Origin of the sequence: Variovorax ginsengisoli, from assembly GCF_030811835.1 — a bacterium.
In the GTDB taxonomy this organism is placed as follows: Bacteria; Pseudomonadota; Gammaproteobacteria; order Burkholderiales; family Burkholderiaceae_C; genus Variovorax; species Variovorax ginsengisoli_C.
This window is the reverse complement of the sequence record NZ_JAUSRO010000014.1, coordinates 55,926-80,240: the sequence shown is the minus strand read 5'-3', so window position 1 is coordinate 80,240 and position 24,315 is coordinate 55,926. Positions and strand designations below refer to the sequence as shown.

Annotated in this window: 25 protein-coding genes and 1 tRNA gene; 15 read left to right on the top strand and 11 right to left on the bottom strand. The window is 64.8% G+C overall.

Features of this window, described 5'->3' with window-relative positions; translation table 11 throughout:
- Positions 1-20: 20 nt before the first annotated feature.
- Entirely contained in the window at positions 21-1,226 is a 1,206-nt protein-coding gene (locus tag J2W36_RS20290; protein WP_307691582.1) for a branched-chain amino acid ABC transporter substrate-binding protein, read from the top strand.
- A 100-nt stretch (positions 1,227-1,326) separates the two neighbouring features.
- Here J2W36_RS20290 and J2W36_RS20285 read toward each other — a convergent pair whose 3' ends face one another.
- The gene (locus tag J2W36_RS20285) at positions 1,327-1,734 is read right to left on the bottom strand and encodes a hypothetical protein (protein WP_307691581.1); all 408 of its coding nucleotides are present in this window, start codon (positions 1,732-1,734) and stop codon (positions 1,327-1,329) included.
- A 162-nt stretch (positions 1,735-1,896) separates the two neighbouring features.
- Between J2W36_RS20285 and J2W36_RS20280 the strand changes: the two genes are divergently transcribed.
- A complete protein-coding gene (locus tag J2W36_RS20280; protein WP_307691580.1) occupies positions 1,897-2,118 on the top strand; it encodes a hypothetical protein in 222 nt (73 codons plus the stop codon).
- Between the two features lie 18 nt (positions 2,119-2,136).
- On the opposite strand, the gene J2W36_RS20275 is transcribed toward J2W36_RS20280, so the two are convergent.
- A complete protein-coding gene (locus J2W36_RS20275; protein WP_307691579.1) occupies positions 2,137-2,505 on the bottom strand; it encodes a winged helix-turn-helix transcriptional regulator in 369 nt (122 codons plus the stop codon).
- Positions 2,506-2,635: 130 nt separating this feature from the next.
- On the opposite strand from J2W36_RS20275, the gene J2W36_RS20270 reads away from it, so the two are divergent.
- Complete coding sequence (locus tag J2W36_RS20270) at positions 2,636-3,250, top strand: nitroreductase family protein (RefSeq protein WP_307691578.1); 615 nt, start codon at positions 2,636-2,638, stop codon at positions 3,248-3,250.
- A gap of 14 nt (positions 3,251-3,264) precedes the next feature.
- Positions 3,265-3,675: an ester cyclase gene (locus J2W36_RS20265; RefSeq protein ID WP_307691577.1), complete on the top strand. Its 411-nt coding sequence runs from the start codon at positions 3,265-3,267 to the stop codon at positions 3,673-3,675.
- 22 nt (positions 3,676-3,697) lie between these two features.
- On the opposite strand, the gene J2W36_RS20260 is transcribed toward J2W36_RS20265, so the two are convergent.
- From J2W36_RS20260 to J2W36_RS20245, 4 genes are all read right to left on the bottom strand, one after another.
- Complete coding sequence (locus J2W36_RS20260; RefSeq protein WP_307691576.1) at positions 3,698-3,913, bottom strand: hypothetical protein; 216 nt, start codon at positions 3,911-3,913, stop codon at positions 3,698-3,700.
- A gap of 935 nt (positions 3,914-4,848) precedes the next feature.
- Positions 4,849-4,938 (bottom strand) — tRNA-Ser (locus J2W36_RS20255).
- Between the two features lie 23 nt (positions 4,939-4,961).
- Positions 4,962-5,891, bottom strand: coding sequence for an SPFH domain-containing protein (locus J2W36_RS20250; protein WP_307691575.1), 930 nt, complete (start codon positions 5,889-5,891; stop codon positions 4,962-4,964).
- Positions 5,892-5,921: 30 nt separating this feature from the next.
- Positions 5,922-6,347, bottom strand: a complete 426-nt coding sequence (locus J2W36_RS20245) for an NfeD family protein (protein ID WP_307691574.1) — start codon at positions 6,345-6,347, stop codon at positions 5,922-5,924.
- A 108-nt stretch (positions 6,348-6,455) separates the two neighbouring features.
- Between J2W36_RS20245 and J2W36_RS20240 the strand changes: the two genes are divergently transcribed.
- The 5 genes from J2W36_RS20240 (at position 6,456) to argE (ending at position 12,507) form a co-directional block, all read left to right on the top strand.
- Positions 6,456-8,759, top strand: a complete 2,304-nt coding sequence (locus tag J2W36_RS20240; protein ID WP_307691573.1) for an arginine/lysine/ornithine decarboxylase — start codon at positions 6,456-6,458, stop codon at positions 8,757-8,759.
- Between the two features lie 37 nt (positions 8,760-8,796).
- Complete coding sequence (locus J2W36_RS20235) at positions 8,797-9,630, top strand: AraC family transcriptional regulator (RefSeq protein WP_307691572.1); 834 nt, start codon at positions 8,797-8,799, stop codon at positions 9,628-9,630.
- A 79-nt stretch (positions 9,631-9,709) separates the two neighbouring features.
- Positions 9,710-10,429 (top strand): alanyl-tRNA editing protein, encoded by a 720-nt coding sequence (locus J2W36_RS20230; RefSeq protein ID WP_307691571.1) that lies wholly within the window; start codon positions 9,710-9,712, stop codon positions 10,427-10,429.
- Positions 10,429-11,367 carry a DMT family transporter gene (locus tag J2W36_RS20225; protein WP_307691570.1) on the top strand — a complete coding sequence of 313 codons (939 nt, stop codon included), beginning with the start codon at positions 10,429-10,431 and terminating at the stop codon, positions 11,365-11,367. The genes J2W36_RS20230 and J2W36_RS20225 overlap by 1 nt, the downstream gene beginning before the upstream one ends.
- Before the next feature lie 30 nt (positions 11,368-11,397).
- Positions 11,398-12,507, top strand: coding sequence for an acetylornithine deacetylase (argE, locus tag J2W36_RS20220; protein ID WP_307691569.1), 1,110 nt, complete (start codon positions 11,398-11,400; stop codon positions 12,505-12,507).
- Here argE and J2W36_RS20215 read toward each other — a convergent pair.
- From J2W36_RS20215 to J2W36_RS20205, 3 genes are read right to left on the bottom strand one after another with little or no spacing between them, the layout of a single operon-like run.
- Positions 12,504-13,373 (bottom strand): EamA family transporter, encoded by an 870-nt coding sequence (locus tag J2W36_RS20215; protein WP_307691568.1) that lies wholly within the window; start codon positions 13,371-13,373, stop codon positions 12,504-12,506. The genes argE and J2W36_RS20215 overlap by 4 nt on opposite strands.
- Positions 13,370-13,924, bottom strand: a complete 555-nt coding sequence (locus tag J2W36_RS20210) for a phosphonate degradation HD-domain oxygenase (protein WP_307691567.1) — start codon at positions 13,922-13,924, stop codon at positions 13,370-13,372. Before J2W36_RS20210 ends, J2W36_RS20215 begins: the two co-directional genes overlap by 4 nt.
- A 4-nt stretch (positions 13,925-13,928) precedes the next feature.
- Positions 13,929-14,660 carry a phosphonate utilization associated transcriptional regulator gene (locus J2W36_RS20205; protein ID WP_307691566.1) on the bottom strand — a complete coding sequence of 244 codons (732 nt, stop codon included), beginning with the start codon at positions 14,658-14,660 and terminating at the stop codon, positions 13,929-13,931.
- A gap of 155 nt (positions 14,661-14,815) precedes the next feature.
- On the opposite strand from J2W36_RS20205, the gene J2W36_RS20200 reads away from it, so the two are divergent.
- The 5 genes from J2W36_RS20200 to phnX are packed head-to-tail and all read left to right on the top strand — an operon-like array spanning position 14,816 to position 20,734.
- Entirely contained in the window at positions 14,816-15,847 is a 1,032-nt protein-coding gene (locus J2W36_RS20200) for a putative 2-aminoethylphosphonate ABC transporter substrate-binding protein (RefSeq protein WP_307691565.1), read from the top strand.
- Positions 15,848-15,870: 23 nt separating this feature from the next.
- The gene (locus tag J2W36_RS20195) at positions 15,871-16,965 is read left to right on the top strand and encodes a putative 2-aminoethylphosphonate ABC transporter ATP-binding protein (RefSeq protein ID WP_307691564.1); all 1,095 of its coding nucleotides are present in this window, start codon (positions 15,871-15,873) and stop codon (positions 16,963-16,965) included.
- Between the two features lie 40 nt (positions 16,966-17,005).
- A complete protein-coding gene (locus J2W36_RS20190; protein WP_307691563.1) occupies positions 17,006-18,715 on the top strand; it encodes a putative 2-aminoethylphosphonate ABC transporter permease subunit in 1,710 nt (569 codons plus the stop codon).
- 49 nt (positions 18,716-18,764) lie between these two features.
- On the top strand, positions 18,765-19,883 hold the full coding sequence (locus J2W36_RS20185) for a TIGR03364 family FAD-dependent oxidoreductase (RefSeq protein ID WP_307691562.1): 1,119 nt from the start codon (positions 18,765-18,767) through the stop codon (positions 19,881-19,883).
- A 35-nt stretch (positions 19,884-19,918) separates the two neighbouring features.
- The gene (gene phnX, locus J2W36_RS20180; RefSeq protein WP_307691561.1) at positions 19,919-20,734 is read left to right on the top strand and encodes a phosphonoacetaldehyde hydrolase; all 816 of its coding nucleotides are present in this window, start codon (positions 19,919-19,921) and stop codon (positions 20,732-20,734) included.
- A gap of 34 nt (positions 20,735-20,768) precedes the next feature.
- On the opposite strand, the gene J2W36_RS20175 is transcribed toward phnX, so the two are convergent.
- Positions 20,769-21,611, bottom strand: coding sequence for a DNA ligase (locus tag J2W36_RS20175; RefSeq protein WP_307691560.1), 843 nt, complete (start codon positions 21,609-21,611; stop codon positions 20,769-20,771).
- A 53-nt stretch (positions 21,612-21,664) separates the two neighbouring features.
- Entirely contained in the window at positions 21,665-22,447 is a 783-nt protein-coding gene (gene fabI / locus J2W36_RS20170) for an enoyl-ACP reductase FabI (RefSeq protein ID WP_307691559.1), read from the bottom strand.
- A 37-nt stretch (positions 22,448-22,484) separates the two neighbouring features.
- Between fabI and J2W36_RS20165 the strand changes: the two genes are divergently transcribed.
- A complete protein-coding gene (locus tag J2W36_RS20165; RefSeq protein WP_307691558.1) occupies positions 22,485-24,302 on the top strand; it encodes an extracellular solute-binding protein in 1,818 nt (605 codons plus the stop codon).
- Positions 24,303-24,315: the final 13 nt, after the last annotated feature.

Genomic DNA, 24,315 nt, shown 5'->3' with positions numbered 1-24,315 from the left:
TCAATGTTCTGGAGGTTCCCATGCAATTGAAATGGACTGCGGTCGCTTTGGCGGCTCTTACGCTCGTGGCTTGCGGCAAGAAAGAAGAAGCTGCTGCACCTGCCGCCGCGCCAGCGCCGACGGCGGCTGCACCCGCTGCTGCACCTCCTGCGGATGCACTGGTCGTGAAAATCGGTCACGTGGCACCTACCAGCGGCGCCATTGCCCACCTCGGCAAGGACAACGAACTCGGTGCCAAAATGGCCATCGACGACCTGAATGCCCAAGGCCTGAAAATCGGTGACAAGGTCGCCAAGTTCGAACTGCTGTCCGAAGACGACGCTGCCGATCCGAAGCAAGGCACCGCTGTGGCCCAGAAGCTGGTCGACAGCAAGGTCAACGGCGTGGTGGGTCACTTGAATTCGGGCACCACCATCCCGGCTTCCAAGCTCTACAGCGATGCTGGCATTCCGCAGATCTCGCCGTCGGCAACCAACCCCAAGTACACGCGCCAAGGCTTCAAGACCACGTTCCGCGTGGTGGCTGACGACACCCAGCTGGGTGGCACGCTCGGCAAGTACGCGGTCGAAACGCTCAAGGGCAAGAACATTGCCGTGATCGACGACCGCACCGCTTACGGCCAAGGCGTCGCAGAAGAGTTCGAAAAGGCCGTCAAGGCTGCTGGCGGCACCGTCGTCGGCCACGAATTCACCACCGACAAGTCCACCGACTTCAATGCCATCCTGACCAAGCTCAAGGGCGCCAAGCCCGACGTGCTGTTCTTCGGTGGCATGGACGCCGTCGGCGGCCCGATGCTCAAGCAGGTCAAGCAACTGGGCATGAACGTCAAGTTCATGGGTGGCGACGGCCTGTGCACCGGCGAACTGGCCAAGCTGGCTGGCGATGCCATCGGCGAAGACATGGTGGTGTGCGCCGAAGCCGGTGGTGTGGACGGTGATTTCAAGGCGCCGCTGGACGCCTGGAAGGCCAAGTTCAAGGAAAAGAATGGCGTCGATGTGCAGATTTATGCGCCTTACGTCTACGACGCCGTGAACGTGCTCGCAGCCGCCATGGTCAAGGCCGGTTCTTCCGACCCTGCCAAGTACCTGCCGGAAGTCAGCAAGATCGAATACAAGGGCCTGACCGGTCCGATCGCATTCGACGAAAAGGGCGACATCAAGAACGGTGCCCTGACGCTGTACACCTACAAGGGTGGTGCGCGCACGCAGATCGCCGTGGTGCGTTGATCGCGGCGGATTTTCCGCTGAATAAAAAAAGGGCCCTCGGGCCCTTTTTTTATTGCCGCTGATTGATGGCTCGCGGTGCGACGGTCCCGCGGACGTGCCCTCAGTTCTGCGCCTGGCGGTCGTCGACGTCGGATTGCAGCTTTTCAACCAAAGCCCGGCTTTGGTCGCGCTGCTCGGTGACCTCGATCCGGCGCTTGATTTCCTTGGAGAGGATTTCGTTGACTTCGGTCAGTTTTTCGGCGGATTGGGCCAGCTTCTTTTCGAGTTCGCTGGTGTGCGCAATGGCCTGCGCGACGTCTCCCACCTGAATTTCATCAGGAATTTCCTGTTCGAGCACGGTGCTGACGATGGACAGGTCGTCGGACGCTTGCTGCACTTGCGCCGCAACTTCGACGTTCTGCGCGAGCGTCTGATGCAGCGGAGATGAATCCGAGGTGGAGGGACTGTTTTCTTCGGCCATTTGAATTCCATGGGGGCGGCAACAGGCCACCTTGATATCGTAACGCATGCGACCTTGTCCTACAAAAGACGCGGAAACTGACGGCCGATAAAACATCAGAGACGTATACCGTCTGGCGCTACAGACGTGAAAGCGTGGTAGGTTGAATCTGACCTCATAGCGCGACGACGCACCGACAGGATGATGGGGCAAACCCCCAAAAATGGAGCCATGAGCAATCGCCATCACTTCCTGGCCGGAATCATCCAGCAGCTCTCGAAGGACGAGGGTACGCGCCAACCTTCGGCCGCCGAGTGGCTCATGGCGCAGGACGAGCAGGCGAAGCGGCGTCGGGCAAAAGGATTCCCGGGGGATGCCCACTACCAGAGTCTTGCAGAGGAGTCGCAAGGCGTTCCGACAGGTGACGCCAGCCCAGGCGAGGTTTCCAAATAGGTCGTTGCCTCGATCAGTTCAAACCTTGGCGACTGTCGCTGCACGCTGGCGCGCAGCGCGGATAGATTGATGGTTCGTGTCGGCCCATCGCATCATTTCCTTGAGCGGTTCCAGCAGAGACCGCCCCAGATCGGTCAGCGAATATTCGACCTTCGGGGGGATGGTCGGAAACACCTCGCGCGTGAGCAGGCCGTCCTCCTCGAGTCGCCGAAGCGTTTGAGACAGCATGCGCTGAGAGATGTCCGGGATGGCTCTGCCAAGGGCGGAGAACCGAAGGGTTCCGGCCTCGAGGAACAGCATCACGAGCATGCTCCAGCGGTCCGATACGCGCGACAGGACGTCGCGTACAGGGCAGTCTTCAAGTTGCGGTCTGGCCGACAGGTCCATAGTTGCTCGAATCTTGGATGGGACGGTTACGCGCGGGTAACCAGCGCACTGTGCACTCCGTTCTTGTGCACGATTTGCTGCTTGCGCATACTCAAACGTACCAACTCTCTTTCAGGAAGTACAGACGTTTATGAATGCAAGTTTATCTCTCTCGCCCGCTCGTGTGGCGGACAGTCCCATTGATGACGTATTCCTTGCGCGCTGGTCTCCGCGCGCGTTCGATGACACGTCGATCACGCAGGAGCAGGTCATGGGCCTGCTCGAGGCGGCGCGCTGGGCACCCTCCGGCCTCAATGTCCAGCCTTGGCGCTTTGTCTACGCGCTGCGCGGCGATGATCATTGGGCGCGGCTGGTCGCCAGCCTGTGGCCGGGAAATCAGGTCTGGGCTTCCAACGCGGCGGCCCTGGTTGCCATCACGACACACACCTTGTTCACGCCGCCGGGCGCACCGGCGCCGATGGTCAATCCGTCGCACGCGTTCGACGCCGGGTCGGCCTGGGCGCATCTCGCGCTCCAGGCCACGATGTCCGGCTGGAACGTCCATGCGATGGGTGGCTTCGACGCAGCCGCGGCTGCCGCCGCCATCCATCTGCCTTCTGACCATGCCCTGCATGCCATCGTGGCCATCGGCAAGCGTGGCGATGCGCAACAGTTGCCTGAGGCGCTCCAGGCCCGGGAGACGCCATCACTGCGCCGTCCGTTGGCCGAATCGGTTTTCCACGGTGCCTATCCGGCGGTGGCTTGAAAGAAAGGGCCGGCGTGACGCTGCAAATTGAGAAAGCCATCGTTCGCCGACTGGTCGACGAAGTCCAGACGGGGGGAGATTTCGCCGTGTTCGACGAACTCATGGACCCCGCCTTCGTCGATCACACGCCGGCGCCTGGATTCCCGCCGACGCGAGATGGCGCCCGTCATCTCTATCAAGTCTTTCGCAACGCGTTTCCCGACATGGTGGCGACCATCGAATTTCAAACGGGAGAGGGAGACCTGGTGACGACGCGCAAGACGTACAAGGGAACCCACCAGGGCGAATTCCTGGGTGTCCCTGCGATCGGCCGTACCGTCCACTTCGATGTCATCGATGTCTTGCGTGTGCGTGACGGGCGAATCACCGATCACTGGGGCGTGATGAACATCGCTTCGCTGATGCAGCAACTCTCGGCGGCTTAGGGCCGCCAAGTAGTTGGACGGTCTAAGCTGACAGCGTCAGGATCGCTGGGCTCGTCGGCGAGCGCTCCTGGGGCGTCGCCGCCGGCTCGGTGATTGGCGCGGCCGTGGTTGCGGAGATGGCCGACTCTGAAATCTCTTCTTCACGGCTGCAGAGGCTTGCCATGCGGAGGAGGGCGAAAACGCCAAGGGCGCCGACGGAGGCGACGACCGCTGCGAATGTGAGAAGGATGTGGGCCATGATGTCTTCCGGCGACTTGCGATGTAGGTGTGCAAGCAACGGAGCACCCAGAACGGCCGTGCACAGGGTTTCTATCGGGTTTGGCTATCGGGTGGATAGGGCTTGTCCTACTGGGAAACACCCTGAGTCAACTTGGGGCCGGTGCTTGTCCATGGGCGCAATCCCATATTCAAAAAGTGCCCCAGCGCCTCCAGCGCGCCATAGCGAAAACGTAGGATAGGCGGATGGGTTCCCTGGCGACATCATCAGAGGCCAATCACGGCCTGGAGAAGAACAACATGAAGATGATGCTCGTTTGGGTGACTGCACTCGCGCTCTCGGCGCCTGCATTTGCGCGCGGGGGTGGAGGGCACGGCGGCGGACACACCCGCAGCGCGGGCTCGCACTCGAGCTCTCACGCATCCAGTGCGAGCCATTCGGCGAAGCCAGCACGCACCAGCGGCGTGACGCGAGCAGTGGCAAAGTCCTTCGCGACGAGTAAAAGCACGCGTTCTCGGTCGACCGGAGGCTACGCAGGCACCGGCGGAGCGGGCGCAGGCCAGGCAGGTACAGCAAATTCAACCGCAGGCGAGTCTGCTGGTCGGCCGGCTACGTCATCGACCCGCTTGGCACCCGCAACGTCGACCGGCGGGCAGACGTGCTACACAGGGCCGCGAGGCGGGACGTACACGATCACGGCCAGCGGGCGGAAGAACTACAACGGCTGTTGAACAAGGAGGGGTGACGAGTCACCGCAAGGCGCGCGCAATGATCGTGGGCCGAGAGCGGCACACCCTCCGGAACAAGGGCTATGGCGCACGGCGAAAAACTCAGACTCCTGAATGCGAGCATGATTTCCCGTGAGGTCGGCGCGGCCTTGGAATATTTAAGGCCTGCGCCAGACGGTGGACTGAGAGGGGAAGTCGTTGATTTCTCACGACTTCCCTCTAGTTCCTTGGCGGAGCAGGCGGGATTCGAACCCGCGGAGGGTTTTACCCCTCACACGCTTTCCAGGCGTGCGACTTAAACCGCTCATCCACCGCTCCAAGCCTCTGATTGTAGCAGTGCTTCAGGCCGTGTTCGTCGTCTTGCCAGTCTGCACCATGCGCATGGCGGACGCGATCAGCGCGGCGGTTTCGCTCATGTTGCTGGGCACGATCAGCGTGGTGGTGGCGTCCGCGGCAACCTTGGCGTAGGCGTCCACGGCGCGTTCGGCGACCTTCAATTGCACCGCCTGTTCGCCGCCGGGCTGGCGAATGGCCGCGGCAACGCGTTCGATGGCGCCGGCGGTGGCGTTGGCCAGTGCGGTGATGGCGGCCGCCTCGCCTTCGGCATTGTTGATCTGCGCCTGCTTTTCGCCTTCGGAGCGCGCGATGAAGGCCTCGCGCTCACCGGTGGCGATATTGATCTGCTCCTGGCGCCGGCCTTCGGACGCCGCGATCAACGCGCGCTTGCCGCGCTCGGCGGTGATCTGCGCCTGCATGGCCAACAGGATTTCCTTGGGCGGCGTCAGGTCCTTGATCTCGTAGCGCAGCACCTTCACGCCCCAGTTGAGTGCCGCCTCGTCGATGGCGGCGACGATCTGTGCGTTGATGATGTCTCGCTCTTCAAAGGTCTTGTCGAGTTCGAGCTTGCCGACCACGCTGCGCAGGGAGGTTTGCGCCAGCTGCGTCACCGCCATGATGTAGTTCGATGAGCCGTAGCTCGCGCGCATGGGATCCGTCACCTGGAAGTAGAGGATGCCGTCGACCTGCAACTGCGTGTTGTCGCGCGTGATGCAGATCTGGCTGGGGACGTCGAGCGGGATTTCCTTCAGACTGTGCTTGTAGGCCACCTTGTCGATGAACGGAATCAGGAAGTTGGCGCCGGGCGTCATCGTGCTGTGGTACTTGCCCAGCCGTTCCCTCACCCAGGCATTCTGTTGGGGAACGAACTTGACTGACTGACTGATGAAGATGACGGCGATGGCAAGAATGACGAGAGGCAGGGCGAAATCCATGGGGGGGAAGTCCTTGTAGGTTGTGTGTTTTCAGAGCCGGTCGACGACCAGGCGGCTACCGACCATTTCGACGACGCGATGCTCGCCAGGGGCCATGTCGAGACCTTCGCGCGGCAGCACGGTCCATTGCGCGCCACGGTAGCGGACCGTGGCGGTGCCATCGGGTTGCCAGGCGTCGACATGGATGCGCTCGCCGATGTCGAGGTTCACGTTGCGGTTGGAACGGCTGGGTGCCTCGGCAGCTCTGCCTCTGCGCACCAGGTACCAAGCCGCCACAGCGCCCACGCCGACCACTGCTGCGACGATGATCTGCGTCGCGAGCTCCGCGCCCAGATGCGCAGCCACGGCGGCAGCCGCGAAGCCGGTGCCCAGCAGCAGGAGGTAGATGGTGCCTGAGACCAGTTCGAGCGCAACGGCCGCGCCCGCGATCAGCCACCATAGCGTGGAATTTGCCAAAGCGTCTCCTCTTTGTGGATGACCATGCATTCTGAATCAAAAGCGCCATGGGACTTTCACTCAAATTCCGTACACTTCGCGCCTATTTGCCCGTTCGGAGCCCCCTGAATGAAATTCCGCTTCCCCATCGTCGTCATCGACGAGGACTTCCGCTCCGAGAACAGCTCGGGTCTTGGCATCCGTGCGCTCGCCGAGGCCTTCGAGAGCGAAGGCTTCGAGGTGCTGGGCGTCACCAGCTATGGCGACCTGAGCCAGTTCGCCCAGCAGCAAAGCCGTGCCAGTGCCTTCATCCTTTCGATCGACGACGAAGAGTTCAGCGTCGGTCCGGACCTCGATCCGGCCGTGCTGAACCTGCGCACCTTCATCGGCGAAGTGCGCCGCAAGAATGCCGACGTGCCGATCTACATCTATGGTGAGACCAAGACCGCACGGCACATTCCCAACGACATCCTGCGCGAACTGCATGGGTTCATCCACATGTTCGAAGACACGCCCGAATTCGTGGCGCGTCACATCATCCGCGAGGCCAAGAGCTACCTCGAAGGCGTGCAGCCGCCTTTCTTCAAGGCGCTGATCGACTACGCCGAGGACGGTTCTTACTCCTGGCACTGCCCGGGCCATTCCGGTGGCGTGGCCTTCCTCAAGAGCCCCGTCGGACGCATGTTCCACCAGTTCTTCGGCGAGAACATGCTGCGCGCCGACGTGTGCAACGCGGTCGAAGAGCTGGGTCAGCTGCTCGATCACACAGGTCCTGTGGCGGCCAGCGAACGCAATGCGGCGCGCATCTTCAATGCCGACCACTGCTTCTTCGTGACCAATGGCACGAGCACCAGCAACAAGATGGTGTGGCACCACACGGTGGCGCCCGATGACGTGGTGGTGGTCGACCGCAACTGCCACAAGTCGATCCTGCACGCCATCATCATGACGGGCGCGATTCCCGTCTTCATGAAGCCCACGCGCAACCACTTCGGCATCATCGGCCCGATCCCCAAGAGCGAGTTCGAGATGAGCGCGATCAAGGCGAAGATCAAAGCCAATCCGCTGCTCAAGGACCGCGACCCCGAGACGGTCAAGCCGCGCGTGATGACGCTCACCCAGTCGACCTACGACGGTGTGATCTACAACACCGAGACCATCAAGGGCATGCTCGACGGCTACGTCGACACGCTGCATTTCGACGAGGCCTGGCTGCCGCACGCGGCCTTCCACCCGTTCTACGGCGCCTACCACGCGATGGGCAAGCGCCGCGTGCGGCCCAAGGAATCGCTGGTGTTCGCCACGCAGTCCACGCACAAGCTGCTCGCCGGCATCAGCCAGGCCAGCCACGTGCTCGTGCAGGACTCGCAGAACCGCGCGCTCGACCGCGACCTGTTCAACGAGGCCTACCTGATGCACTCGTCGACCAGCCCGCAGTACGCGATCATCGCGAGCTGCGACGTGGCCGCCGCCATGATGGAGCCGCCCGGCGGCACCGCACTGGTGGAAGAGAGCATCCTGGAAGCGCTCGACTTCCGCCGCGCCATGCGCAAGGTGGAAGAAGAGTTCGGCAAGGACGAGTGGTGGTTCAAGGTCTGGGGCCCCGAGAAGCTGGTCGAGGAAGGCATTGGCCGCGCCGAAGACTGGATCATGAAGGGCGAGGGCAGCACCGACAGCAAGGCCAAGAGCGCCAAGCGCAACTGGCACGGCTTCGGCAAGCTGGCCGACGGCTTCAACATGCTCGACCCGATCAAGTCGACCGTGGTCACCCCGGGCCTGGACCTGCAGGGCAAGTTCGCCGACACCGGCATCCCGGCCAGCGTCGTGACCAAGTTCCTCGCCGAACATGGCGTGATCGTCGAGAAGACCGGCCTCTACAGCTTCTTCATCATGTTCACCATCGGCATCACCAAGGGCCGCTGGAACACGCTGTTGACCGCGCTGCAGCAGTTCAAGGACGACTACGCCCGCAACCAGCCGATGTGGCGCATCCTGCCTGAGTTCTGCCAGCAGCATCCAGGCTACGAGAAGCTCGGGTTGCGTGACCTCTGCCAGCACATCCACAAGCTCTATGCGCGCTATGACGTGGCACGCCTGACCACCGAGATGTACCTGAGCGATCTGACGCCGGCGATGAAGCCCAGTGATGCGTTCGCGCACATTGCGCACCGCAAGACCGAGCGCGTGGAGATCGACGAGCTCGAAGGCCGCATCACCACCAGCCTGATCACGCCGTACCCGCCAGGCATTCCGCTGCTGATTCCGGGCGAGGTCTTCAACAAGAAGATCGTCGACTACCTGAAGTTCGCGCGCGAATTCAACAAGGAGTGCCCGGGTTTCGAGACCGACATTCACGGCCTGGTGGCCCGCGTGGACGAGACCGGCAAGAAGCGCTACTACGCCGACTGCGTGCGCGGCAATCCGGCGGCTTGAAGCCACCGGCCAGACGGTCTTGCGAAAGGACTTCCTTTTGGCCCGTCTGGACCCCCGCAACAGTTCGCGCTACTGGCACGCCCCCGACCTGCCGGGGATGGATCTGCTGCAGGCCGATTTCACGACACACGACTACGCGCCGCACGTGCACGACTCGCTTGTCGTTGCGGTCACGGAATTCGGCGGTTCGGAATTCAAGAGCCGTGGCCGCACGGAGGTCGCCCATCCGCGCGCGCTGCTGGTCTTCAACCCGTCCGAGCCGCATTCGGGCCGCATGGCGGGCAGCGCGCGTTGGCGCTACCGATCGTTCTATCTGGCCGAGCCGGCCATCCAGGACATCCTGAAGGCCGTCGGCATCGATCGGCCGGGGTACTTCACGTCGAACGTCGTGTCCGACCAGGACCTCGTCACACGGTTCATGGCGCTCCACCATGCACTGGAGGGAGGCGCACAGGACGCGTCCTTTCATCGCGAGTCGCTCGTCCTCACCTTCGGCGACCTGCTCCATCGGCATGGGCAGGCGGCCAAGCGCATTCCCCAAGCGCCCCGTGACGCGACCGCACTGGCACCCGCGCTGGAACTCGTGCGAGACGGTTATGCGGATAACCTGACGCTCGAACAGCTGGGCGCGGCCGCGGGTCTGACGCCGTTCCAGCTGATCGTTGCGTTCAAGCGAACGCTGGGCCTGACGCCGCATGCGTACCTGACCCAATGGCGTCTCCGGCGCGCGCTCCGGCATCTGCGGGAGGGGCAGTGCGTCGCCGAGGCGGCGCTCGCTTCCGGCTTCTATGACCAGAGTGCCTTGAACAAGCACTTCAAGCGCACCTTCGGCATGACGCCGCTGCAGTACGTGCGCGCGGGTGCATCCTGACGGTCCGCACGACGCTCAATTTCGACCAATAGCATTTCGCGCCGTCCTGCCATGCTGTGCCCCATCAGCAAGGCAACCCATGACGCGACTCTTCTGCCAAGACAACCCTGAGATCCTGACGCTGGACGCCACGGTCGTTCGGACCCGACCCGGCGCGGTGCTTCTGTCCCGGCATCCGCTCTATCCCGGCGGCGGCGGGCAGCTCCCGGACCGAGGCGTCATCCGGTGGCAGGGTGGCGAAGCCGCGGTCACGGGGTTCCGCGAGGAGAGCGGCGCGGTCTGGATCGAAGTGGCCGGCGGCGTCGAGATCGGGGGCGACGTCCAGGTGGCGGCCGACCCGGCGTTTCGCCAGCGCATGCGGGAGCTCCACACCGACCTGCACGTCCTGAATGCGCTCGTCTATCGGGACTTCGACGGTGCGCTGGTGACTGGCGTCCAGATGAACGACGACGGGACGGCGCGCATCGACTTCGACCTGCCGGATGCCGACAACGACCGGCTACGCGCCCTGGAGCCGGAACTCAACGATGTCATCGCCCAGGACCTCGCGGTCGAGACAAGCTACGTCTCCATGACCGCTGCCCACACCGAAAAAGGCCTGCTGCGTTCTCGCTCGGTGGCGCCGCCCCCCTCCCCGGAAGGCCTGATCCGCATCGTCGAGATCGCCGGGCTGGATCGTCAGGCCTGCGGCGGAACGCATCTGGCCTCGACAGGCGCATCGCGTCCGATCCGAATCCTCAAGATCGAGAACAAGGGCCGTTCGAACCGCCGGGTGCGCATCGCCTTGCAGGGCCTGTGATGCGCGACGCATTGCTCGCCTTGTGGGCCCGACCGGTCTGGCTGCTGTGGCTGCCGCCCGCCTTCTGGGCCGGCAACCTCGTGCTGGGCCGCGCACTCGGGCCTGTCTTTCCGCCGGTATCCCTGGCGGTCGGCCGATGGGTGGTAGCACTGCTCGTCTTGGCCCCCTTCGTCTGGCGGCAGGCCTGGCGTGAACGGGGCCTGCTGACCAGGCACTGGGCATTGATCGCCGCCTGCGGCGCCTTCGGCATCGCCGGCTACAACGCGCTCGGCTACCTCGCCTTGCAGACCGTGCCTGCGGCCAGCGTCGCTTTCCTCAACTCGACGCTGCCGCTCATGGTGCCGCTGGCGGCCGTGGTCCTCGGCGTCGAGCGCATCACGGGCAGGGCGCTGATCGGCATCGCCATTTCGTTCGCGGGCGTCGCCTGGATCGTGGCCCGCGGCGACATGGCCAGCCTCGCTGCACTGCGCGTCGACGGCGGCGAACTGCTGGTGCTCCTGGCGGTTGCCAACTACGCGATCTACTCCGTCCTGCTGCGACGCAAGCCGGCGGCGATCAGCCCATTGGTGTTCCTGGCGGGGACCATGGCGGCAGGGTTGGTCGTGCTGATGCCGTTCTGGGCTGCCGAGCTTGCGCGGGGTGCGCGTATCCCGACAGACCTGGCCTCGCTCGGCGCTGTGCTCTACATCGGCGTCTTTGCGTCGCTGTTCGCCTTCATCCTCTGGAACCGCTGCGTTGCAACGCTCGGTGCGACGGTGACCGGCGTTTCGTTCCACCTCGTCGCCCTGTTCACAGCGCTTCTTGCCTTCATCGTGCTGGGAGAGCCGGTGCGCGCCTTCCACGTCGCGGGCATGGTGCTGATCCTGCTCGGATTCTTCGTGGCGACACGCCGGACCGCGGGGCGCGCCGCGATGCCCGCGACGTCGTCACGACCTTGAGCCGCGCGATATCGATCCGCAGCCGCCATCATGGACACAGTCGACATTCTCCGGACGCTGTGCGCCTTCGACACGACCTCCTGCCGGTCCAACCTCGATCTCATCCGCTGGGTGGCCGCGTACCTCGACGAGCATCGCATCGCAGCGCGGCTGGTCCACAGCGATGATGGTACGAAGGCCAATCTGCTGGCGACGATCGGCCCCGACGTGGCGGGCGGCATCGTCCTGTCCGGCCACACCGACGTGGTCCCGGTCGACGATCAGGACTGGGATTCCGATCCGTTCATGCTGGTCGAACGCGATGGACGGTTCTACGGGCGCGGATCGGCGGACATGAAAGGGTTCGTCGCCGCATGTCTGGCCGCCGTGCCGCGCTGGCGTCGCCTGGGCCTGCGCCGCCCTGTCCATCTGGCGCTCTCCTACGACGAGGAGGTCGGCTGTTTCGGCGTTCCGCACCTCATCGCCGATCTGCAGGCGCATGTTCAACCACCGACGCTGGCCATCATCGGCGAACCGACCGAGATGCGCATCGGTCGGGCCCATCGCGGCTTCTACGGGCAGCGCACCGTCTTTCGCGGCTGTCCGGCGCATTCCAGCCATCCGGCCCTGGGCGCCAGTGCCATCGAGCCGGCGGCGCTGTGGATCGCGGCGTTGGCGAAGTACGGGCGCGCGCTGTCCCTGCGCGGCAACCGCACGACCTTGAACATCGGGTGCCTCCGTGGGGGCACCGCGATCAACATCGTGCCCGGATGCTGCGAGGTGCTGTGGGAGTTCCGTCCACCGGATGCGTCCAGCACGGCCGCCGTGAAGGCCGAGGTCGAGCGCCTGCTGTGCGGGCTGCCGACGGGCGTGGCCGTGGAGACGGCCCAGATCGCGGAAGTGCCCGCGCTCGTGGCGAAGAACGCTGGCGAGGCGGCCGCCATCGCCCGGTCGTTCGGCGCGCGGTGGCCACCGGCCGAGCTTCCCTTCGGAACCGAGGCCGGCTTCTTCGAGCGGGCGGGCATCCCTTCGCTGGTCTGTGGGCCGGGCGCCATCGCGCAGGCGCATCAGCCCAACGAATGGATCGCGGCCAGCGAGCTCGGTGCCGCCGATCGATTTCTCGATGGGGTCGGGACGTGGCTCGCTGCGGACCGGCCCTAGCCGAAGCGCAGCGCCATCACGCCCGCCACCACCACCGCCGTTCCGGCGGCGCGCTGCCACCCGAAGGGTTCGCGCAGCAGCAGGGTGCCGATGACGGCTGCGAACAGCACGGAGGTCTCGCGCAGCGCCGCCACCAGCGCGACGGGCGCGCGCGTCATCGCCCACAGCGCGATCGCGTAGCTGCCCATCGAGGCGAGTGTGCCGAAGGCGGCGATCTTCCAGCGCCCGACCATGTAGCGGACCGCGGCGCCGCGTTGGTCGCCGCGCTGCCACATCACCAGCAGCAGGTAAGGAATGCCGTCGAACAGGAAGAGCGCGGCCACGTAGGCCAATGCGTCGCCCGAGGCGCGCACGCCCAGGCCGTCGACCACCGTGTAGAGTGCGATGATCGCGGCATTGCCGAAAGCGAAGCGCAGCGCCTTGCGTCGCTGTGCTTCGCCACCGGCATGCAGCGACGAACGCGACAGTCCGAGCGTAAGCACGCCGGCACACACCACGGCCACACCGGCCCACGAGACGGCCGACAGGTGCTCGCCGATGAAGGCCACGCTGCCGATCGCCACGAGCAGCGGCGCGCTGCCGCGCATCACGGGGTAGGTCAGTCCGAGGTCGCCATGCCGATACGCACCGGCCAGCGCGATGTAGTAGCCGACATGGATGACGGTCGACACGAAGATGTACGGCCATGACGCGGCAGCCGGCGAGCCGGTCCACAGCAGAACGGGCACGGCGACGATGACGCCCAGGCTGTGGATGAGCGCGGTGTCGAGCTGCTTGTCGCGGCCGGACTTGATGAGCGCATTCCAGCCGGCGTGCAGCAGCGCGCCGAACAGCACGGCCAGCAGGACGGGGCCGCTGATGCTCACGTGTGCGCCAGCATGCAGCGCTGCGCACGTCCCAGGTAGTGCGCGAGTGGCTGCGTGGGGCGGTGGGGCGATTTCGCCTGGTCGTCCCACAGGCGCAGCGCGACGGCATCGGCCGCGTGGTCCTGCGCGATGAAGGCCTCGGCCTGCGCCGGCGAGAAGATGCCGCCCTGCAGTTCGAGGCTGCGTTTGGAATCGTCCGACAAACGTTGCCAGTAGTCGGCACGCGTCGCGCACAGGTAGCGCTTGGCGTCGACATGCCACTGGATGGCAGCCAGCACGCGTTCGCCGAACACACCGCGCAGGAAGGGCAGGGCGAAGTACTGGTGCACGTCGTCGACGCCGCGCAGCGTGGGTGTCTCACCCTGGTCGTTGAGCAGGTGGCCGAGGTCGTGCAGCAGCGCCGCCGTGACCAGTTCGTCGTCGGCGCCGGCCTCTTCGGCGAGCAGCGCGGTCTGCAGGGCGTGTTCGAGCTGAGTGACTGGTTCACCGCTGTACTGTGCGGCGCCATGGCGGGCGAAGAGTCCCTCGATGTCAGTCAGGCTCAGGGGCATGGTGTCAGGCCTCCACGGCCGCAACGGGCTTGCCCGCAGACGCGCGCTCTGCCGCCTGCTTCTGTTCGTAGTTACGCAACGTGCGCTCGCGGCTGTTCATCACGTGCTGGTACATCGCCTGGCCAGCGGCTTCGGGGTCGCCTGCGGCGATGGCCTTGACGATCTGGCGGTGCTCGCGCGAATAGGCCGTCATCGACTCGTTGGTGAGGTTCTGGCGCCGGAACAGCGAAAGTTCGTTGACCAGCTTGCGGTAGGTGGCCGTGAGCTTGGCATTGCCGGCGAGTTCCAGCAGCCGGTCGTGGAACTTGAGGTTGAAGCGGTGGTAGTCCCGGGCGTTGTCGGCCTTGACGGCCTGCTCCATGGCGTCGGCGAGCTGGCGCAGTTCGCGGATCGCGCTGGTGCTCAGTCCGGCGGCGAGCTTTCTGCCGACGTACAGGTCCATGACGGCGCGCAGTTCGAAGATCTCCAGGGCTTCTTCGATCGGCACGTGCCGCACGAAGACGCCGCGGTTCTTCTCGGTGTACACCAGGCCGGCTTCTTCGAGCATCCGGAACGCTTCGCGCACCGGGCCGCGAGACACGCCGAGCTGATCGGCCAGGGTGGATTCGGTGAGCTTGGCACCGGAGTCGAGCTCACCGTCCAGGATCATGCGTTCGATTTCCACCTGCACCAGATTGGCCAGCGAGTTGCGCTGAAGTTGTGCGATGGCGGGGTGAGAGGAGAGCGTCTTGGCCATGCCAGATGGTAGGTCGTTCACTGCAGATTGTCTACGATTTACAAAAAACAATAAACGATCTGTCAGTGCAGGCCCCGATTTTGCTTGAGCGTTGTGTCACGAAGATGTCGTTTCGTGCCGCCACAGTTCCTTTCTTTCGAAACAGGAGTCCGTTCATGAAGTACGCGAAATCTCTGGTGGCCGCCGTTCTCGGCCTGGCTGTTGCAACCGGTGCGCTGGCGCAGAAGACGCAGCTCACGGTCTACACGGCGCTGGAGACCGATCAGCTCAAGGCCTATCAGGAGGCCTTCAACAAGGTCAACCCGAACATCGAGATCAAGTGGGTGCGCGATTCGACCGGCGTGGTCACGGCCAAGTTGCTTGCCGAACAGGCCAACCCGCAGGCCGATGTGATCTGGGGTGTGGCTGCCACCAGCCTCGCGCTGTTCGAGCGCAACGGCATGCTCGAGCCTTATGCGCCGCTCAATCTCGACGCGATCATGACCCAGTACCGCGACAAGAAGAGCCCACCGGCCTGGTGGGGCATGGACGTGTTCGGCGCAGTCGTGTGCTTCAACACGGTGGAGGCCAAGAAGAAGAACATCCCGATCCCGGCGACCTGGAAGGACCTGACCAAGCCCGAGTTCAAGGGCCAGGTCGTGATGCCCAACCCGGCTTCGTCGGGCACAGGCTACCTCGACGTTGTGTCCTGGCTGCAGATGTGGGGCGACGACGGCGGCAAGGGCGGCGGCTGGAAGTACATGGACGCGCTGCACGAGAACATCGGCCAGTACACGCACTCGGGTTCCAAGCCCTGCAACATGGCCGCTGCCGGCGAATACGTGGCTGGTGTTTCCTTCGAATACCGCGGCCACACCAACAAGGCCAAGGGCGCGCCGATCGAGCTGGTGTTCCCCAAGGAAGGCCTGGGCTGGGACCTCGAAGGCTTTGCGATCTACAAGGGCACCAAGAAACTCGACGCGGCGAAGAAGCTGGCCGACTGGGCATCGTCGAAGGACGCGATGATTCTGTACGGCAAGAACTTCGCCATCACCGCGCAGCCGGGCGTGGCGCCCAAGCTGGCCAATATTCCCGATGACTACGAGTCGCGCCTCATCAAGCTCGATTTCGACAAGGCCGCTGCCGGCCGCGAGCGCACCCTCGCCGAATGGTCGCGGCGCTACGACGCCAAGAGCGAAAAGCGCTGAGGCGGCGCGGGGCTGCGATGGACATGACGAGCGACGCCACGTACCTCGAACTCAGGGGCATCCAGAAGCGCTTTGGTGCCTTCTCGGCACTCGACGACATCGACCTGTCGATCCGGCGTGGCGAGTTCGTCTGCTTCCTCGGCCCCTCGGGTTGCGGCAAGACCACCCTGCTTCGCATCATCGCGGGGCTGGAAACGCAGACGGCCGGCACGATCCTGCAGGCAGGCCGTGACATTTCGGTGCTGCCGCCTGCGGCGCGCGACTACGGGATCATGTTCCAGTCGTACGCGCTGTTTCCCAACCTGAGCGTGGCGGACAACGTGGCCTATGGCCTGGTGAATCGCAGCCATTCGAAGGCCCAGGCTCGCCCCAGGGTCGACGAGTTGCTGCAGTTGGTCGGGCTGCCGGGCAGTGGCGGCAAGTACCCCGCCCAGTTGTCGGGCGGTCAGCAGCAGCGCATTGCGCTGGCGCGGGCGCTGGCCACCTCGCCGGGCCTACTGCTGCTCGACGAGCCTTTGTCTGCGCTGGACGCGATCGTGCGCGTGCATCTGCGCAACGAGATTCGTGCGTTGCAGCGCAAGCTGGGCGTGACCACCATCATGGTCACGCACGACCAGGAAGAGGCGCTGTCGGTCGCCGACCGCATCGTGGTCATGAACCACGGCGTCATCGAGCAGGTCGGCACACCGATGCAGGTGTACCGCGAGCCTGCTTCGCCCTTCGTCGCCGACTTTGTGGGCAAGGTGAATCGCCTGCAGGCGGTGGCCGAGGGCGATCACTGGTTCCGCTGCGGCGACATGCGCCTTCAGTGCTCGCCCGGTGCGGGCGCCGATTTCCGGGCCGGCCGCGAGGTGGCGCTCTACCTGCGCCCCGAAGACCGCGTGGTCGATGGTGTGCGCGACGACGATCCGATGCGGTGCACGGGTACCGTTCGTCAGGTCGAATTTCTCGGTAGCAACTGCCTGGCCGAAATCGATGTGCACGGGATTCCGGGTCAGCCGATCCAGCTGCAGTTCTCGCTCAACCAGATGGACGAGTTCGATGTGCGCGAGGGCAGCAGCCTGCGGTTCGCGCTGCGCGCCGACCGGTTGCGCGTGTTTCCGGCCGCCGCTGCCTGAGCGATCCATGTCAGGTCTCGAAGTTTCACCCCCACTGCCCATGCCCGCAACCCTGCTAGTGCCCGCGCTCAAGCAGCGCATCCACTGGAGCGACCGCTTCGCACACCTGGGCCTGCTGGGTGTGGCGGCGCTGCTGTTCGTTGGCCTGGTGCTGCCGCTGTGGCTGATCCTGTCGAAGGCGCTCGACGGCGCCGACGGCACTGCGAGCGGCCTCGGCGCCTTCGCGGCCTACCTGGCATCGCCGGCATTGCTGCAGAGCCTCTGGCATAGCGTGTGGGTGTCGCTGCTGGTCACTGCCGTCGTGGTGCCACTGGCGTTCACTTTCGCGTACGCGCTCACGCGCAGTTGCATGCCGTGCAAGGGCCTGTTCCGTACGATCACGCTGATTCCGCTGCTGGCGCCTTCGCTGCTGTCGGCCATCTCGCTGATCTACTGGTTCGGCAACCAGGGCGTTGCCAAGTCGTTCTGGCTGGCGTTGGGCTTCGACAGCATCTACGGACCCTCGGGGATCGTGTTGGCGGAATGCTTCGCCGCATTTCCACACGCCCTCATGATCATCGTCACCGCGCTCACTCTGGCTGATGCGAGGCTCTACGAAGCCGCCGATGCGATGGGCACCCGCACCCTGCGCAAGTTCTTCACCATCACGCTGCCGGGCGCAAAGTACGGACTCATTTCGGCCGCGCTGGTCACCTTCACCCTCGTCATCACCGACTTCGGCGTGCCCAAGGTGGTCGGTGGCAACTTCAACGTGCTGGCCACCGATGTGTTCAAGCTCGTGATCGGTCAGCAGGACTTCCAGCGCGGGGCGGTGGTGGCGTTGTTGCTGCTTACGCCGGCGGCTTTCACTTTTGCGATCGACTACCTGGTCCAGCGCAAGCAGACCGCCACGCTCAGCGCCCGTGCCGTCGCCCTCGTGCCGCGGCCCGCACGCGGCTTCGACCTGGCGATGACGCTGTATTGCCTGCTCATTGCGGCGCTGATGCTCGCCATGTTCGCCATGGCGGTGTTCGCCTCCTTCGCGACGCTGTGGCCTTACAACCTGAAGCCCAGCTTCGTGCACTACGTGGCGGGACTGGTGGATGCCGAACTCGGTGACGCCATGCTCAACAGCCTGAAGTTGGCAGCCTGCACGGCTGTCTTCGGCACGGTCGTCGTTTTCATTGGCGCCTACCTTCTGGAGAAGACCCGCGGCCTGGATGGGGTGCGTCCCGTGATCCGCCTGATGGCGATGCTGCCGATGGCCGTGCCGGGCCTCGTGCTCGGCCTGGGCTACATCTTCTTCTTCAACGCACCGTCGAACCCGCTGAACTTTCTCTACCAGTCGACGGCGCTGCTGGTGTTGTGCACCATCGTCCATTTCTACACGACCGGCCATCTGACGATGGTCACTGCGCTGAAGTCGATCGACCCCGAATTCGAGGCGGTGTCGGCGTCGCTCAAGGTGCCCTTCTACAAGACCTTCTGGCGCGTCACGTTGCCGATCTGCCTGCCGACCCTGCTGGATGTGTCGCGCTACTTCTTCATCAATGCGATGACCACCATCTCGGCGGTCGTCTTCCTCTACTCGCCCGACACCAAGGTGGCTGCAGTTGCGATCCTGAACCTCGACGAAGCCGGCGACAGCGGTCCGGCTGCGGCGATGGCCGTGCTGATCGCGGCCACGTCGACGCTCGTCATCCTGCTCTATATGGCGCTCGGCCGGCTGGTCGAGCGGCGCACGCAACGATGGCGTGCGCCGGCGCGCTGAGTTCCTGCCTGTCTGTCGCGATGTACCCATTTCCTCAAACCCTGAATCCATGACCCAGAATTTCGATGTCATCGTCGTTGGTGCCGGCATCGTCGGCCTTGCGCATGCGTACACCGCCGCGCGTCGCGGCCTGAAGGTCTGCGTGATCGAGCGCGACGCGGCCTGCGTCGGTGCATCCATCCGCAACTTCGGCTTCATCACCGTCACGGGGCAGGGTGCTGGCGACACCTGGCGGCGCGCGCGGCGAGCCCGCGAAATCTGGGGCGACGTCGCGCCACAGGCGGGCATCGCGACGCTGCACCAGGGCCTCTGGCTCACGGCATCGCGGCCCAAGGCGCTGGATGTGCTCGAGGCCTTCATGGCAACGCCGATGGCCGAAGGCTGTGAATTGCTGGAGCCGGCAGAGGCCGCACGCCGCGCGCCCACGCTGCAGCTCGACGGTGCGCAAGGCGTGCTCTACAGCCCGCACGAGATGCGGGTCGAGTCACGCACGGCCATCGGGGCGCTCGCCCAATGGCTGGCCGATGCCATGGGTGTGGTGTTCCGATTCGGCGAAGCGGTGCTGCACGTGGCTGCACCGGCGGTGCGCACGGCGCGCGCGACGCTGCACGCCGAACGGGTGGTCGTCTGCACCCACACCGACCTGCACGGCATGTTCGCCGACCGGCTTGCGCCGCACCGGTTGCAGTTGTGCCAGTTGCATATGCTGCGCGTGCAGCCTCCGCCAGGCTTTCGCTTGCCCGGCGCGGTGATGGCCGACCTGAGTCTCGTGCGATACCACGGCTACAGCAAGTTGCCCGAGGCGGCGGCGCTGCTGGCGCAGTTGCAGCAGGAGGAAGCCGAGTCCCTGGCGCACGGAATTCACCTCATCGTGGTGCAGAGCGCCGATGGTTCACTGGTGGTGGGCGATTCGCACCACTACGGGCCGGTGCTGGAGCCCTTTGCCGACCAGCGCGTGGATGAACTCATCCTGGCGCACCTGGATCGCGCGCTCAAGCTACCTCGGTCACGCGTGACCGAACGCTGGGTCGGCACCTACGTTTCGTCGGCCACCACCGATTGCCTGATCGACCAGCCCGATGAAGCCACGCGCCTGGTGATCGTCACCAGTGGCACCGGCGCGAGCACCGCGTTCGGCATCGCCGAAGAAGTGTTCGACGCCTGGTGAGCGTCGACGACATCGACAGCCAAGAGATCTCTTCCATGACTCCTTCCGCATCCCGCCTGAGCGCCGTCGTCTTCGACTGGGCAGGCACCATCCTCGATTTCGGATCCTGCGCGCCCATGGGGGCCTTCGTCCGGCTGTTCGAGAAGTTCGGCATCGCGCTGACCATCGACGAAGCGCGGGGCCCCATGGGCATGGCCAAGTGGGACCACATCCACGCGCTGGGACAGTTGCCGCGCATCGCGGCACAGTGGCAGCAGCGCTACGGCAAACCCTTGACATCGGCTGACGTCGACCATCTCTACGAGGTCTTCACGCCCATGAATGCGGCCGTGGTGGCCGACTTCGCGGCGTTCATCCCGGGGGCGGTGCAGGTCGTCGATGCGCTGCGCGCGCGGGGCTTGAAGATTGGCTCCACCACCGGCTATAACCGGCCGATCATGGACATCGTCACGCCGATTGCGGCCGCCGGTGGCTACGTGCCGGACAACTTGGTGTGTGCGGGCGACCTCGCCGCCGGCCGGCCTTCGCCGCTCATGATGTACCGCACCTTCGCTGACCTGGGCGTGTGGCCCCCCTCGGGCGTGGTGAAGGTCGACGACACCGGCGTCGGCATCGAGGAAGGCCTTCATGCCGGCACCTGGACCGTGGGCCTCGCCGTGAGTGGCAATGCGGTCGGGCTGCCGCTGGCGCAGTGGCAGGCGCTGAGCACCGAGCGGCAAGACGCGCTGCGCCAGGCGGCCACCGAAAAGCTGCTGGCGTCGGGCGCGCACTATGTGATCGACAGCGTGGCCGACCTGCTGCCGGTGATCGACGCCATCGAAGCACGGCTCGCGAACGGCGAGGTGCCCTGAACGTCCCCGCGGAATACGGGGCCTCAGGGCTATCTCAAGAGGGCATGTCCTCGCGCACCCGAAGGAAGCGAGCGAATCGGGGCAGCCCGCCCGGGTTTGTTCCGTTGTACCGATAGGTCACCCAGCTGCCCACCGGGGGCGGTGCGGCGCGTTCGGTATCGGTGAACCCGCTGCCCAGCTTGAAGCGCTGGCCGTCGGGCATCTCGACCCAGAGCGCACCCATGCGCCCGGCATGGCGGCCTTTGCCGGGCACATGCGCGATGACGCGCGCCTCCGCATCGTCATGGGGCTTGAGCTTCAGCAGGTCGGCCGTGCGTTCCGCGCGGTAGAGCGAAGTGCCACGGTGCAGCATCAGCCCTTCGCCCCCCATCTTCACGGTCTTTTCCATGAGCGCCTGGAGTGCCGCATGCGTGGTGGCACGCTGCTGCGGCACGGCAACGATCCACGGCGCGGCAGTCAACGGCAGCAACCGCTGCAGGGCGGCCAGGCGCGTCGTGAAGTCACCGGGCTTTGCGGGCAGGTCGAAGACCATGAAGCGCATTTCGCGCCATGCGGCATCGCCGGCGGTCTGGCTGCGCACCGTGGACATGGCATGCGCGAAGCGGCCGCGGCCGGCCCACAGTTCGCCGTCCATCGGCGTGCGGGGCAAGGATTCGGTGAACCAGGCCGGAGCCGTCACGGGTTCTCCGCCGCGCGTCCACAGCCGCTGTCCGTCCCAGTAGCCGCGTACACCGTCGTATTTTTCGCTGACCCAGTAGTCGGCGAGCGGCACGCCTTCCTTGTAGACGTCGGCGAGCATCAGCGCAGGCCGTGCGGCCCATGCGGGCACCGTCACGGCAGCCAGCAGGCCTGCGAGAAGAAGACGTCGATTCAGCATACGCACGTGGCAACGGGCCGGCGCACGACGCACAGCCCGTGGTGGATCGAAAGTTACTCGGCCATGCCGCCCACGACGTTGCTGAAGCCGCCGTCGACGTAGGTGATCTCGGCGGTCACGCCGCTGGCGAGGTCGCTCAACAGAAAGGCCGCGACGTTGCCGACTTCCTCGATCGTCACGTTGCGGCGGATCGGCGATGCCTCGGCCACGGCGCCCAGCATCTTGCTGAAGCCCTTGATGCCGCTGGCCGCCAGCGTCTTGATCGGGCCGGCGCTGATGCCGTTGACGCGCATGCCCTTCGGCCCGAGCGACGCCGCGGTGTAGCGCACCGAGGCTTCCAGCGACGCCTTGGCCAGGCCCATGGTGTTGTAGTTGGGCAGCGCGCGTTCGGCGCCCAGGTAGGTCAGCGTCAGCAGCGCGGCCTTGTCGTTGAGGTAGGGCAGTGCCGCCTTGGCCATCGCCGGAAAGCTGTAGGCGCTGATGTCGTGCGCGATCTTGAAACCTTCTCGCGACAACCCTTCGAGGAAGTCCCCCGAGATCGCTTCGCGCGTGGCGAAGCCGATGCTGTGCACGAAGCCGTCGAACTTGGGCCAAACCTGAGCCAGGTCCGCGAAGAGCTTGTCGATCTGCGCGTCGTCGCCCACGTCGCAATCAAAAATGAGCTTGGAATCGAAGTCGGCAGCGAATTCGGTGATACGGTCCTTGAATCGGTCACCCACGTAGCTGAAGGCGAGCTCGGCGCCTTGCTCGTGGCAAGCCTTGGCGATGCCATAGGCGATCGAGCGATTGCTCAACACGCCGGTGATCAACAGTTTTTTGCCGGAAAGAAAGCCCATGAAGTTGCCTCGTGAAAATCTTGGGCACAATTCTCGCATGCGAGGTTGTCTGCTTTCGGTTGTGTTGGCTCTGTCGGCGGCTCCCTCATGGGCCGCGCACGGTTACGCACTTTGGGACGATCTGAAGTACCCCCCGGGCTTCAAGGCTTTCGATTACGTAAATGTCGACGCGCCCAAGGGCGGCGAACTGCGGCTGGTGAGCAACCAGCGCTACTCCACGTTCGACAAGTACAACCCCTTCACCATCAAGGGAGCGCCCCCTGCATACCTCGACAGCATGCTGTTCGAGTCGCTGCTGGCCGGGTCGATGGACGAAACAGGCTCAGGCTATGGCCTGCTGGCCGAAGACGTCGCTGTCGCGCCCGACCGCCTGAGCGTCACTTTCAAACTCCGGCCCGAGGCGCGCTTCCACAATGGCATGCCGGTGGAGGCCGCCGATGTGAAGCACAGCTACGACACGCTGATCGGCCCTTACGCCTCGCCGGGCTACAAGACGCTGCTCCAGGAGGTGGACGGCTGTGATGTGATCGACGCGCGCACCGTGCGCTTCCGTTTCAAGACACCGAACCGCGAGCTGCCGTTGACGGTGGGCGGCCTGCCTGTCTTCAGCCGTGCGTGGGGCGTGGAGAACGGCAAGGCCAAGCCTTTCGACCAGGTGGTGATGGACATACCGATTGGCAGCGGGGCGTACAAGATCGGGCCCGTCGTGTTCGGCCGCGACATCACCTATGTGCGCGACCCCAACTACTGGGGACGCGATCTGGCGGTGAATGCCGGCTCGCATAACTTCGACCGCATCACCGTCAAGATCTACAAGGACAACACAGCGCGACTCGAGGCGCTGAAGGCGGGCGAGTTCGACATCATGAGCTTCTACTCGGCGGGCGACTGGGCGCGTCGAGTGAATGGCAAGCGCTTCGACAGCGGTGAGCTGATCAAGCGCGAGTTTCCACACAAGAAGCCCGCGGGTTTTCAGAGCTACGTGCTCAACAGCCGACGCGACAAGCTCTCTGATCCGCGCGTGCGCGAGGCGTTGGGCCTGGCGCTCGACTACGAGTGGATGAACCGGCAGATGTTTTATGGCGGCTATCCGCGCGTGCGGGACCTGTTCGGCAACACCGACTGTGCCGCCGAAGGGCTGCCTTCGGCCGACGAGAAAAAGCTGCTCGACCCGTTGCGCGGCAAGATACCGGACGCGGCCTTGGGTCCGATGTACCAGCCGCCCGTGACCGAGGGTAATGGCCATTCGTTGCGCGACAACCTGCGCCAAGCGCGCGACCTGCTCAAGCAGGCCGGCTGGGAATACCGGGATGGCGCTCTGCGCAATGCGAAGAACCAGCCCATGGTGCTCGAGTACCTCGACAGCAAGGAGGGCGGCGCACGCACCGTGACGCCGTGGGTGCGCGCCCTCGAGAAATTGGGTATTACGCTGAACTTCGTGAGCGTGGATTTCGCGCTCTACCAAGAGCGGCTGGACCGCTTCCAGTTCGACATCACCACCATCAACTTTCCGGGTACCAACAACCCGGGCCAGTCGCTGCTCGAGATATTCGGCAGCAAGGCGGCCAAGACCGAGAGTTCGGGCAACTACATGGGCGTGTCGACCCCGGCGGTTGATGCGCTGCTCAAGAAAATCGTCGAAGCTGACACCAAGGCAGATCTGCTGCCGGCCTGCCGCGCGCTCGACCGGGTGATCATGCACAGCCACTACCTGATCCCTCAATGGACGCTGTCGAGCTACCGGTTGGTCTACAACGGTTGGCGACTCGGCTTCAAGGCACCGATGCCGCCGTATGCCGGCGCGGAAGACTGGGTCATGAACATCTGGTGGGCCAAGGCGCCGCCCAAGCCCTAGAAGGACGCGCACC